Origin of the sequence: Aestuariimicrobium sp. G57 (assembly GCF_050110855.1) — a bacterium.
Taxonomy (GTDB): Bacteria; Actinomycetota; Actinomycetes; order Propionibacteriales; family Propionibacteriaceae; genus Aestuariimicrobium.
This window is the reverse complement of sequence record NZ_JBNINW010000001.1, coordinates 585,200-596,666: the sequence shown is the minus strand read 5'-3', so window position 1 is coordinate 596,666 and position 11,467 is coordinate 585,200. Positions and strand designations below refer to the sequence as shown.

Below are 11,467 nucleotides of genomic sequence, written 5' to 3'. Positions count from 1 at the left end.
CTGATGAAGCACGGGGCCTGATCAGCCCCTGTCGTCGCTGACGTCGAGCTCGTCGTCGCTGTCGTCGTCCACCATGTGGGCCCGCTCGGGCCGCGGCAGGGTGGGGCCCAGCGAGACGAGCTCGATGCATGTCCAGCGGCCGTTGACCTGGGCGAGTCGGCAGACGATCGTGTCGCGGCGCCCGCCGACGTGGATGTCGAATGACCCGTCGACCACGTGGGGTGAGGTGAGGCTGCCGCGACAGCTGAGCAGCCGCGCCTGCGACCAGTCGACGGCGGTGCGCCAGACCTCGAGGTGCGCGGCGAGCGGCGGTGTCACCGTGCGCCCGAGCCCCTGGCGGGTGCGGCGTCGCTGCAGGTATTCGAGCGCGGCACGGGCCAGGTGTTCGACCAGCGCCCGGGCGGCCTGCTGTGTGCGGGCCTGCTGCGGGTCGGTCAGCAGTGTGATGGTCAGACCGGCCTCGGCGAGCACGACCGGTCGGGTCACGTGGTGGGTGGGTGGCATGTGCCCAGCATGGCCGTTGGCGGGGGCACCCGGAAGGGGATCCCCGCCACCTGTGGACAACTTGGTTCAACCGAACAGCAGCAGCAACCCGCCGACGGTGTAGCCCACCATCACCAGCAGCAGCGGCAGCTGGCCCGCGACCTGGCGCTCACGGGGCATGGTGCGCAGGGCGATGTCATGGGCTGCCAGCACACCCAGCACGTGACCGCCCACGATGAAGACCACCTGGGCCCATGCGACCACGCCGGCGTAGTCGAAGATCACGGCGTTGACGCCGAGTTCGGCCGTGCCGAACCAGTTGTCGCCGCGTCCGAGCGGGTCGGACAGGTTGATCGCGACGCGCTGGCCCTCGAGCACCAGCAGGGTCGCGTAGTGCGCCAGCGCGTAGCCGGCGACGATGGGCACCAGTGAACGGGCCAGCGAATCGCGGGTGGCACCACGCACGAAGTGCACACCCAGGGCGAAGCTGCCCGCCACGACGCCCAGGCAGCCCAGCAGGCCCGCCGTGCCCCACAGCCAGCCCGGGGCCCCGGAGGCCTGCGTCAGGCGGATCCACCACAGCCCCGCGCCGAGTGAGTCGAACGCGGTGCCTGCGAGCAGCACGCAGCAGACCGCCCACAGCCCCCGGGGGGCCTCGACGCTGACCAGATGGCGCACCGGGTTCGTGAGGTGGACGACGTCATCGCGGCGGTGCCAGGGACTGAGCCGCGCCATCGTCTGGGCGAAGACCTCGAACGGCTCGGCACTGCCGACCCAGCGCACACCGCGGACCGCGGCACCGACCAGCACCCACACGGCGAACCCCAGCACCCACCACCTCAGCACCGCAGTGGTGGCCCGATCGGGCTGCACCAGTTCGAGCCACAGGAAGGCCAGCAGCGCCACGGCCGCGGGGTAGACCCCCGGCCCGGGCAGCGGCACACCCGACGCGTCGCGGTGGCCACCCCAGGGGGTGAGCACGGTGCGCACGACCGAGAGCCGGCGCCAGACCTGGCCCGCGAGCAGCGAGACCGGCACCAGCCCGACCCACACCCACACGAACAGGAACCCGGGGAACGGGTTGGTGATCAGGTCGGGACCGGCCACGAGGGCCAGCAGCGCCACGGCCACCAGCCCGGCGACCAGGACACGCCCGGCCCACAGGGTGATGGGGTGGTCGACCAGTCGCGTGAACCGGGGCAGGGGGCGTCCGGCCGGTGACTGCCAGCGCGGTTCGCGCCACGACCGCAGCACCAGGGCGAACGTGACCAGCAGGGTGATTGCCGAACCGATCACCACGAGTGAGAACGGCAGCGGCAGGTCCTGCCGTGTGCCGACGCCGTGCAGGGGCAGCATCATCGCACGATCAGGTTGGCGACCAACTGGGTCGGGTCGTGGGTCTCGATCTCGAACGAGCCCACCTTGTCGGCGACGAACGAGGCTTCGGCCGGCACGCCTGGCTTGGCCACCACCTCGGTCTCGTACCCGTGCACGTGCACATGCAGGTCGATGTCGCTGGTCACCGTGACCACCACCGTGGAGCCCTTGGTCACCTCGAGGCGTTGCCCGTTCGGGGTGATCGTGCCGCCGGACGCCGTGATCGCGAGTGTCGTCGTCGTGGGTGCGGCGTCGTCCGGCTGCGAACAGGCCGACAGCAGCACGGCCACGCCCCCCAGCGGAAGGAGGGAGAGCAGGGCGCGGCGCGAGGGCATGGGGATCACTCCTGTGCGGGTCAAATGTGCAGGTCGTCGTGAGTTCAGGCCGGGCGGTGCGCCGCGGCAGGATAGCGTTGATCCTAGTCCCGCGACCGCGGGGCATCGACTTGTGGCAGGGGAGTGGAATGTCAGGGGTACTTGTCTGCATTCCTGCGCGGCGCGGTGACCTGGATGCGTTGCGGCGTGACCCCGTGGACGCCATCACCGCCAACCAGGCGCTGTTCGAGACGCTGGACTACACCGCCGACATGGCCGAAGAGGCCGAGTATGCAGCACTGGTGCTGGCCTCGATCTGGGCGCTGGCGCGCCACGGTGAACGGTTCGTCGTGACGGCCGAGGTCGCCGCCTCACAGGTGGTCGCGGGCGACGAGGTGGACAACGGCGGCATCAGGGTCTCGGGCCTGCGCCGCGACCAGCTCATCGCTTGTTTCGACGACGGATTGGCGCGGGCCGACGAGGCCACGGCCGCCGCCGGGGCTGCGCGAGGGCTCAGCATCGACGAGGCGTGGGACCGTGCTGAGGTGGCAGCGCTGCTGCAGCATGAACTGCTCTGGCACACCATCGAGGAAGGGGGCTACTGATGCCTCCACGTTCCATCTGGAAGGGTGCGATCTCGTTCGGACTGATCACCATCCCGGTGAAGGTCTACGGGGCCACTGAAGAGAAGGACATCAGCTTTCGCCAGGTGCACCCTGTCGACGGCGGGCGCATCAAGTACAAGCGGATCTGCGAGAAATGCGGTCAAGAGGTGCCGTTCGCCGAGATCGCCAAGGGTTATGAGGCTGCCGACGGCCGCATGGCGATCCTCGAGAAGTCCGACTTCGACGGGCTGCCACTCGCCTCGGCCAAGACTGTCGAGGTGGTGCAGTTCGTCGAAACCGAGGCCGTCGACCCGACCTATTTCGACCGCACCTATGTGCTCGAGGCCGACGGCCCGGGCGTGAAGCCCTATGTGCTGCTGCGCCAGGCGATGGCAGACACCAACCGTGCCGCCGTGGTCAAGGTGGCGCTGCGCTCACGTGAGACCGTCGCGCTGATCCGCGCCCGGGACGACGTGCTGTTGATGCACACGATGCTGTGGCCCGACGAGATCCGCGATGTCAGCTTTGCCGCACCCCCGGACGACGTGAGCGCCTCGAAGGCCGAGGTGGCGATGGCGACCTCGTTCATCAACGAACTCGAGGCCGACTTCGACCCGGGCCAGTTCACCGACTCGTACCGCGAGGCCCTCGAGGCCGTGGTCGAGTCGAAGCTGAGCGGCGTGCCGCTGGTCGAGGCAGAAGAGGAAGAGGGCGAGACCGCAGAGGTCGTCGACCTGGTGGCGGCATTGAAGGCGTCGGTGGCCGCAGCGAAGAAGAAGCGTGAAGAGGCGGCAGCGGGGGCCAAGAAGCCGAAGAAGGCCGCTGGCTGACATGGAGACACAGGAGGGAACCCACGTGGGCGTGACCCGCATTCACCTGGACGACGAGGACCGGGCCAACGAACTGGCGCAGGCGATTGACGCACTGGGTCACGAGGTGGCCGTGATCAAGGAACGGTTCGCGGGCGAGGATGACGACGAGGCCATCAGCTGGGTCGTCTGCACCCCCGCCACACGGGACGTCCTCGCCGACCTGGTCGACGAGGACGTCTTCGTGGAATCTGACTGAGGGTCGCGCCCGGGCCGGGTTGCCTCAGCTGTTGCTTGCCAGGTAGGTGTGGCCCACCTGCTCCTGCACCTTGAGCGCCTTGAGCACGACGGGGGCGGCCTGTTCCTCGAGCTTCTTGCCGAGCAGCGGGATCTTGACGTTGAGGTCGACGGTGTATTCCACGTCGGTGCCTGCACCATTGGGACGCAGGGTGGCGGTGCCGCCGACGTCGGCCGGCATCTTCTCAACCTTCATGGCGACAACCCCCGTGCGGCTGCCGTCACCGGCGGGTGCCGACCACTGGATGTCCTGGTTGAGGCGCAGGCTGTTGCCGACGATCTTCTGTACCTGGGGCGGCGAGGGCAGGGCCATGTTGACCACCGAGCCGGTCTCGGTGACCGAGACGCTGGAGTCGGTTGAGCCGAAGCGCTCACAGCAGGCCTGGAGGTAGGACTCGTCGGTGAACATGGCGAAGACCTGGTCGGGCGTGGCTGCGTAATGCTGCTGCGAAGTAATCTGCATGCCCCCCATTCTTGCCGACCCGGCGCCGGTGCAGACCCACTGACCGCGAATCATGTGGCATTGCTCACAGCCACCCCGTGTGGGGGGATCAGGGGGGTTTGGGGGTCAATTGCTACGGCATGATGTGCACATGCGCATCGACCTGCACACACATTCGTCCGTCTCGGACGGCACCGACACACCGACCGTGCTGGTGCACAAGGCCCATGACGCCGGGCTCGACGTGATCGCCCTGACAGACCACGACACCTTTGACGGGGTCGTCCAGGCCGTGGAGGCCGGCAAGCGCCTGGGCGTGACCGTCGTCCGCGGCATCGAGATGAGCTGTGAGGTGGACGGCACGTCCGTGCACCTGCTCGGCTACGGGTGCGACCCCATGAACCGCGCCCTGCTCGCCGAACTCACGAAGAACCGCGAAGGCCGCAATGGCCGACTGCAGGCCTTCGCCGACACGTTCACCGCGCTCGGCATGCCGCTCACCGTCGAGGACATCAAGGCGCAGTCGGGGCTCTCCCCGTCGGTGGGACGTCCCCATGTCGCCGATGCCCTCGTGGCCAAGGGCTATGTGGCTGACCGCCTGGAGGCGTTCGACCTGTGGCTGGCCGAGGACAGGCCCGGTTACGTCGGCCGCTACTCGACGCCGCTGGGCGAGGGCATCGACCTGGTGCACGGCGCCGGCGGTGTCGCGGTGCTCGCGCACCCCTGGGGACGCGCGAGCCGCGCACTGCTGACGGCGGAGTTCATCGCCACACTCACCCGCGACCACGGCCTGGACGGCATTGAGGTCGACCATGTCGACCATGACCAGACCGACCGTGAGCTGCTGTTCAACCTGGGGGAGCGGTTGGGGCTCATCCGCACCGGGTCGAGCGACTACCACGGGGAGGGCAAGGCCGGGGTCGGGCTGGGGCTCAACCAGACCCGTGAGTCGGCCTACCGGGAGCTGGTCGTGCGCATCCGCAAGCGTGGTGGCAAGCCCTGAGCCGTGTGAGCCGGGCGTGGCTCAACCTGTGGCAGAGTTGACGCTGGCCCGCACCCGGTCGTCGGGGCGGGCGGCGCACGCAGGAAGAGGACGATGAGCACCACCGAGGCAACCAGCACCACACCAGCGGAACCGGTCATCGACGACCACGCCGGTGACGAGATCGCCCAGAGCTCGACCGGTGCGTCGCTGGCACGGTCGGTGGCACGCAGCGCCGAGATTGCGGCCGACCTGCGCGTGAACCCGGGCCGCTACCGCATGCTCACCGGCGACCGCCCGACGGGCAACCTGCACATCGGCCACTACTTCGGGTCGCTGCAGAACCGGGTGCGGCTGCAGAACCTGGGCGTCGACTCGATGGTGCTGGTCGCCGACTACCAGGTGATCACCGACCGCGATGGAGTCGGCCCGATCCGCGAGCGGGTCTATTCGCTGCTGGCTGACTACCTGGCGGCCGGGCTCGATCCCGAGAAGTGCACGATCTTCACCCACTCGTCGGTGCCGGGGCTGAACCAGCTGATGCTGCCGTTCCTGTCGATCGTCACCGACGCCGAACTGCGTCGCAACCCGACGGTGAAGAGCGAGCTCGAGGCCTCGGGCGACCGGCCCATGTCCGGGCTGATGCTGACCTACCCGGTGCACCAGGCCGCCGACATCCTGTTCTGCAAGGCCAACCTCGTGCCGGTCGGCAAGGACCAGCTGCCGCACCTGGAACAGGCCCGCGTGATCGCGCGCCGGTTCGATGAGCGCTACGGCCGCGCCGTGGCCGACCAGCCGGTCTTTCCCCAGCCCGAGGCATTGCTGAGCGAGGCCCCGTCCATTCTCGGCATGGACGGCACCAAGATGAGCAAGTCGCGCGGCAACACCATCGAACTGGGCTTCGACGCCGACCAGACCGCGAAGATCATCAAGAAGGCCGTGACCGATTCTGACCGGCACATCACCTATGACCCGGACCGGCGCCCCGAGGTGTCGAACCTGGTGATGCTCGCGGGGCTGTGCCTCGACCGGACGCCTGAGTCGGTGGCCGAAGAGATCGGTGACGGCGGCGGTGGTGGCCTGAAGAAGCTGGTGACCGAGGCCGTGAACTCGTACTTCGCGCCTCACCGCGAGCGCCGAGCCGCCCTGGTCGCCGACCCCGGCTACCTCGAAGACGTGCTGGCGGCCGGCAACACCCGGGCCAACGAGATCGCTGATGCGACGTTGGCCGAGGTGCGCCGGGCCATGCAGATGCTCTACTGACCAGCGATTACTGCTCAGAGCCTGACTCGCCGTCCCCGGGCGTGGCGCCCGCGGGGCGTCGGCGACGGCGGCGGCGACGCGGACGGTCGTCCGTATCGGTGCGTGCAGCCGTGGTGGCGTCGAGCCCGACGGGAGCCGGGGCGTCGGCCACCACCTCGCCGTTGACCACCTCGCCGTTGACCACCTCGCCATTGCGCAGGCGGCGACGGCTGCGGCGCGGACGCTCGGACTCAGCGCCATCGTCGTGGCGGTGGTGTTTGCCTTTGCGACCCCCGTGGTGGCGGTCACTGTCGTCGGAGTCGTCGCGGGGCTTCGAGGGCTGCAGGCGGGCCTTGGTGCCCTCGGGGATGCCCAGGTCGGTGAACAGGTGCGGGCTGCTCGAATAGGTCTCGACGGGGGTGTCGAAGTCGAGGTCCAGTGACTTGTTGATCACCTTCCACCGGGTGACATCAGCCCAGTCGACCAGCGTGATGGCGACGCCCTTCGCGCCGGCACGACCCGTGCGGCCGATGCGGTGCACATAGGTCTTGTCATCCTCGGGGCATTCGTAGTTGATCACGTGGCTGACGCCCGTGATGTCGATGCCGCGGGCGGCCACATCCGTGGCAACCAGCACCATGATCCTGCCTTCGCGGAACTTCTTGAGCGCCTTCTCGCGGGCCGCCTGGTTCAGGTCGCCATGGATCGAGGCGGCCTTGAAGCCGCGATCCTCGAGCTCGTCAGCCAGCCGCTGCGCCGCGCGCTTGGTGCGCGTGAAGACCATGACCTTCTCGACGTCGTCGGCCTGCAGCACCTTGCCGACGATTTCGGGCTTGTCGAGGTCGTGGGCCTGGTAGACGAACTGGGTGGTGTCGGGCACAGTCGCCTGGGCGTCGTGGCCCTCAGCCCGGATGTTGACCGGACGGGTCAGGTGGGCGCGGGCCAGCGACACGATCTGGGCGCGCATGGTGGCCGAGAACAGCAGCGTCTGGCGGTCCTTCGGGGTGGCACCGAGCAGCCGCTCGACATCGGGCAGGAAGCCCAGGTCGAGCATCTCGTCGGCCTCATCGAGCACGGCGATGCGCACGGCAGAGAGGTCGAGTGCCTTGCGCTGCACCAGGTCGAGCACGCGCCCGGGGGTGCCGACGACCACGTCGACACCGGCCTCGAGGGCCTCGAGCTGCGGATCGTACGAGACACCGCCATAGACGGTCAGCACGCGCACCTTGCGGATCGCGCCCGCAACGGTGAGGTCGTGGGCGACCTGAACGGCCAGCTCACGGGTGGGGCACAGGATCAGGGCCTGCGGCTTGCCGGGCTTGACGAAGTCGTGGCCTTGTTCCTGCGGGGGCGTGACCCGCTGCAGCACTGCGACACCGAAAGCGAGCGTCTTGCCCGTGCCGGTGCGGGCCTGGCCGATCATGTCGACCCCGTCGATGGCCAGCGGGATGGCCATCTGCTGGATGGGGAAGGGATGGGTGATGCCCGCCTCGGCGAGCGCCTGGGTGATCTCGGGAAGCACGCCGAGGTCGGCGAATGTGGGCGTACGGCCGTACTCGGCCTCATCAATCTTGGTATTCAGCTGTCCAGCCTTCGGTTCATCCGAGGCTCGACCTGACCTGGTCCACCCCGGCGGGATGCGCTGCCGCACGCGGACCACAACCCGGGGACCCGGGGTTCACGGCGTGCGACAGTCGTCGGACATGAGCGCCCAACGGGCCGAGTCTACCGCAGTATCGCAACGTGCACCGGTAGCCTTGAGCCGTGACTGCCTCTGCTGATGCCGAAGCCATTGCCGGACTGTATGCCTGTGGATGGTTGCTCGTGCACGAATCGCTCGCAGAGCTCGTGGGACTGGCGCCCACGGTGAGTGTCGCACTCGAGCACGCGCAGGCCGCGGGGGGCATCGTCGAGGCGGCGGGTCGGGCGCGGGCCGTGCTGGGCGCGCGGGCCGACGACCTGACCGGCCACACGCGGCAGGCCTTCGCCTCGGTGCAGCAGCACACCCCGGCCGCGACGTGGCCCGAGGCCCTGCTGAAGAACCACCTGATCGTGGGCATGGGCCTCGACCTGTCGACCCGCACGCACGCGACGTGGCCCGAGCAGGTGTCCGTCGTGCTGGCGGGTGGCCCGGGACGAGACCTGGCCGCACAGGTGCAGGCATCGATCACTGGACTGGACCTCGACGAGACGACGACCTCGCGCACGGCGCTGTTCGGTCGGCGCGTGATCGCCGAGCTGTCGGCACAGGCGCAGCGCATCGCCGGCCGGGACACGGCGCTGGCGCGGGCGCTCACGGGTGCCGAGGCGGGCAGCGCCGACGAGATCAGCCACACCGTCGAGCTGATCCAGGACCTGGTCGAGGGTGCAGCCCAGCGCATGCTGGCGCTGGGGCTGCAACCCTAGGTACGGCGGTCAGACGCTGCCGAAACCGACCCGGCGCTGGTTCTCGGGGCCGAGTTCGACATAGCCGACCTGGCTGGCCGGCACGATGATGCGTCGACCCTTGTCGTCGTCGAGTTCGACGAGGCCGCCGCTTGCCAGGGCCTCGCCCAGCACCTTGGTGACCTCCTCGGACGTGAGGCTTGATTCGATGCTGACCTCGCGGGCCACGTTCACAATGCCGATCTTGATTTCCACGCCCCCACGCTACCGGGTCACCCGGTCGGGTCACGGCAGGTTCAGCGGGCAGCGGACACCCGGGCCAGGCACACGGAGATGTTGTCGCGGCCGCCCTGGGCGTTGGCCCAGCCGACGAGGGCGCGGCTGAGCACGTCGGGGCCGTCGCCTGCGGGCATGGCGTTCCAGTACTGTGCCAGCAGCCGCCCCATGGTCTCGGCTTCCGAGGCGTAGTTCCACAAACCGTCGCTGCAGACGAGCAGCCAGCCATCGCCCTCGGCGTCCATCGAGGTGACGCGCGGCTCGAGGTCGGTGGCCTCTGGCCCCAACCATTTCGTGATCGCATGGGCGTGGATCGAACTCTCGGCCTGCTCACGGGGCACCCCGAGTTCGATCTGGGTCTGGGCGACGGAGTCGTCGGTGCTCAGCTGCTGGGGTTGGCCCTGGTCAGGCAGCCAGTAGGCACGGGTGTCGCCGATGTTGGCCACCGAGATGCTGGTGCCCTGCACCACGGCCGCGATCAGGGTGCACGACCCGGCGAGGGAGCCGTCCGCGCCATCGGCGAGCACGGCACGGTTGGCGGCCTCGAAGACCTCGGTGTAGATCTCGCCGACCTGCCCGTCGTGGAACGAGTCCTGCTCGAGGCGGCTGCCGAGCAGGTCGGTGACGGTCAGCGAGGCCGTTTTCGAGGCCCGGTCGGAATTGGGGGAGGACGAGACACCGTCGCTGACCACCAGGACGCCGCGGGGTTGGCCCTGCTCACCCGGTGCGTCCGCCCACAGCGCGATCGCGTCCTGGTTCTGGTGGTGGCGGCGACCGATGTCGGTCGAGCCGGCCAGCCAGGGGGCGGGCGAGGTGCTGTAGTCACGCCGCATCGGGTTCAGGGCGCTCAGGTCGCGGGTGGCGTCCTCGGGTGCCTGTTCCTGGTCCTGGCTCATTTGGTTCCTCACTCGCCGGCGCCACCACGGCACCGAAATTCCCGGGTGTAGTCCATCATGCCGTTGGCTCTTCCGGCCACGAGGGCAGGGGCACGGACACCGAGTCGTCGAGCAACGGTCGCCACAGGTCGCCATGCCGGCCCACCCGGTCGAGCACCTCGTCGATCGTGAACGACAGCGGGTCGTCGGGGCCGATGGCCGCCACCTCGTCCCAGGTGATGGGTGTCGAGACCCGCGGCTGGTCTCGTCCACGCACGGAATAGACACTGATCGTGTTGCGGTCACCACGGTTTTGCAGGTGGTCCCAATAGATCTTGCCGCCGCGGGCGTCCTTGGCCATGGTCGTGGTGAACAGGTCGGGGTGGCGGTGGGCCAGCACGGCCCCGAGCCGGCGCACCTGCTCGACGACCTCGCGCCATGGCGCGGGTTCGATGCGGGCCATCAGCTGCAGGCCCTTTGAACCGGAGGTCTTCACGAAGGGCTCGAGACCCGCAGTGGCCAGTTCGGTGGCGGCCAGCATGGCGGCCCGGCACGAGTCGTGCATGGTGATGCCCGGGCCGGGGTCGAGGTCGACGACCAGGGTGGTGGCGGGGACGGCGGCGGGACCCTCGAGGGCGATGGGGTGGCCCGGTGACCCGGCCGGGTGGCCCGGCGTGGCTGGTGCGTCGGTGGTGCGCCACTGGGGGGTGTGCAGTTCGACTGCGGCCAGGTTCGCCAGCCACACCAGCGTGGCGGCATTGTCGGCGACGACGTAGTCGACCGGGGAATCCTGGGTGGCGACGATCGCGGTGCGCACCCAGTCGGGGGTGCCCTTGGGCGCGTTCTTCTCGTAGAAGGACTGCGCGTCGGTGCCGTTCGGGAAGCGCAACCGGGTGATGCACCGCTCGGCGAGGTGGGGCAGCATCACTGGGGCGATGGCCAGGTAGTACTGGATCAGTTCAGCCTTGGTGGTCTGGTCGGGGAACAGCACCTTGTCGAGGTTGGTGAGCTGCAGCGTGCGGCCAGCGACCTGCGTCGTCACGGGAGGGCTGGACATGCCTACACCGTGTCATGCGTGGTGCGCACCGGGCAAGCGAATGGCCGCGGCGACCGGGCGAAAGCCGAAGGGGAGCCCGCAGCAGCGGACTCCCCTTCGAGGTGGTGGGGATCAGAGCGGCTTGACGTGCTCTGCCTGCTGGCCCTTCGGGCCCTGGGCGACGTCGAACTCGACCTTCTGGCCCTCTTCCAGCGAACGGAAGCCAGTGGACTCGATCGCCGAATAATGGACGAACACGTCGTCCTGGGCCCCACCGTCAACCGCGATGAAGCCGTAGCCCTTCTCGGCGTTGAACCACTTGACGGTTCCCTGTGCCATGGAAC

The 11,467-nt window shown here is 69.0% G+C and carries 15 protein-coding genes; 6 read left to right on the top strand and 9 right to left on the bottom strand.

Annotated elements, in window-relative coordinates; translation table 11 throughout:
* Positions 1-21 precede the first annotated feature (21 nt).
* From ACQCX5_RS02750 to ACQCX5_RS02740, 3 genes are all read right to left on the bottom strand, one after another.
* Positions 22-504 (bottom strand): Rv3235 family protein, encoded by a 483-nt coding sequence (locus tag ACQCX5_RS02750; protein ID WP_434540453.1) that lies wholly within the window; start codon positions 502-504, stop codon positions 22-24.
* A gap of 66 nt (positions 505-570) precedes the next feature.
* Positions 571-1,842: a hypothetical protein gene (locus ACQCX5_RS02745; RefSeq protein WP_434540452.1), complete on the bottom strand. Its 1,272-nt coding sequence runs from the start codon at positions 1,840-1,842 to the stop codon at positions 571-573.
* On the bottom strand, positions 1,839-2,195 hold the full coding sequence (locus ACQCX5_RS02740) for a hypothetical protein (RefSeq protein WP_434540451.1): 357 nt from the start codon (positions 2,193-2,195) through the stop codon (positions 1,839-1,841). The genes ACQCX5_RS02745 and ACQCX5_RS02740 overlap by 4 nt, the downstream gene beginning before the upstream one ends.
* 128 nt (positions 2,196-2,323) lie before the next feature.
* Here ACQCX5_RS02740 and ACQCX5_RS02735 point away from each other — a divergent pair, with 128 nt between their 5' ends.
* The 3 genes from ACQCX5_RS02735 to ACQCX5_RS02725 are packed head-to-tail and all read left to right on the top strand — an operon-like array spanning position 2,324 to position 3,847.
* Positions 2,324-2,779, top strand: a complete 456-nt coding sequence (locus ACQCX5_RS02735; protein ID WP_434540450.1) for a DUF6912 family protein — start codon at positions 2,324-2,326, stop codon at positions 2,777-2,779.
* A complete protein-coding gene (locus ACQCX5_RS02730) occupies positions 2,779-3,609 on the top strand; it encodes a Ku protein (RefSeq protein WP_434540449.1) in 831 nt (276 codons plus the stop codon). Before ACQCX5_RS02735 ends, ACQCX5_RS02730 begins: the two co-directional genes overlap by 1 nt.
* A 1-nt stretch (position 3,610) precedes the next feature.
* A complete protein-coding gene (locus tag ACQCX5_RS02725; RefSeq protein ID WP_434540448.1) occupies positions 3,611-3,847 on the top strand; it encodes a hypothetical protein in 237 nt (78 codons plus the stop codon).
* A gap of 24 nt (positions 3,848-3,871) precedes the next feature.
* Here ACQCX5_RS02725 and ACQCX5_RS02720 read toward each other — a convergent pair whose 3' ends face one another.
* Positions 3,872-4,348 carry a DUF2505 domain-containing protein gene (locus ACQCX5_RS02720; protein WP_434540447.1) on the bottom strand — a complete coding sequence of 159 codons (477 nt, stop codon included), beginning with the start codon at positions 4,346-4,348 and terminating at the stop codon, positions 3,872-3,874.
* A gap of 130 nt (positions 4,349-4,478) precedes the next feature.
* Here ACQCX5_RS02720 and ACQCX5_RS02715 point away from each other — a divergent pair, with 130 nt between their 5' ends.
* Together ACQCX5_RS02715 and trpS are read left to right on the top strand one after the other, a co-directional pair.
* Positions 4,479-5,330, top strand: coding sequence for a PHP domain-containing protein (locus tag ACQCX5_RS02715; RefSeq protein ID WP_434540446.1), 852 nt, complete (start codon positions 4,479-4,481; stop codon positions 5,328-5,330).
* A gap of 93 nt (positions 5,331-5,423) precedes the next feature.
* Positions 5,424-6,572, top strand: coding sequence for a tryptophan--tRNA ligase (trpS, locus tag ACQCX5_RS02710; protein WP_434540445.1), 1,149 nt, complete (start codon positions 5,424-5,426; stop codon positions 6,570-6,572).
* Between the two features lie 7 nt (positions 6,573-6,579).
* Here the strand turns inward: trpS and ACQCX5_RS02705 are convergent, their stop codons facing one another.
* Positions 6,580-8,202 (bottom strand): DEAD/DEAH box helicase, encoded by a 1,623-nt coding sequence (locus tag ACQCX5_RS02705; RefSeq protein ID WP_434540444.1) that lies wholly within the window; start codon positions 8,200-8,202, stop codon positions 6,580-6,582.
* Between the two features lie 113 nt (positions 8,203-8,315).
* Between ACQCX5_RS02705 and ACQCX5_RS02700 the strand changes: the two genes are divergently transcribed.
* A complete protein-coding gene (locus tag ACQCX5_RS02700; protein WP_434540443.1) occupies positions 8,316-8,957 on the top strand; it encodes a ferritin-like fold-containing protein in 642 nt (213 codons plus the stop codon).
* A 9-nt stretch (positions 8,958-8,966) separates the two neighbouring features.
* Here the strand turns inward: ACQCX5_RS02700 and ACQCX5_RS02695 are convergent, their stop codons facing one another.
* The 4 genes from ACQCX5_RS02695 to ACQCX5_RS02680 all read right to left on the bottom strand — a co-directional run bounded on the left by ACQCX5_RS02695 (position 8,967) and on the right by ACQCX5_RS02680 (position 11,462).
* Positions 8,967-9,191, bottom strand: coding sequence for a DUF3107 domain-containing protein (locus tag ACQCX5_RS02695; RefSeq protein ID WP_434540442.1), 225 nt, complete (start codon positions 9,189-9,191; stop codon positions 8,967-8,969).
* Between the two features lie 41 nt (positions 9,192-9,232).
* Complete coding sequence (locus tag ACQCX5_RS02690; protein WP_434540441.1) at positions 9,233-10,108, bottom strand: PP2C family protein-serine/threonine phosphatase; 876 nt, start codon at positions 10,106-10,108, stop codon at positions 9,233-9,235.
* A gap of 55 nt (positions 10,109-10,163) precedes the next feature.
* A complete protein-coding gene (gene ligD, locus ACQCX5_RS02685) occupies positions 10,164-11,144 on the bottom strand; it encodes a non-homologous end-joining DNA ligase (protein ID WP_434540440.1) in 981 nt (326 codons plus the stop codon).
* 111 nt (positions 11,145-11,255) lie between these two features.
* The gene (locus ACQCX5_RS02680; RefSeq protein WP_434540439.1) at positions 11,256-11,462 is read right to left on the bottom strand and encodes a cold-shock protein; all 207 of its coding nucleotides are present in this window, start codon (positions 11,460-11,462) and stop codon (positions 11,256-11,258) included.
* Positions 11,463-11,467 lie beyond the last annotated feature (5 nt).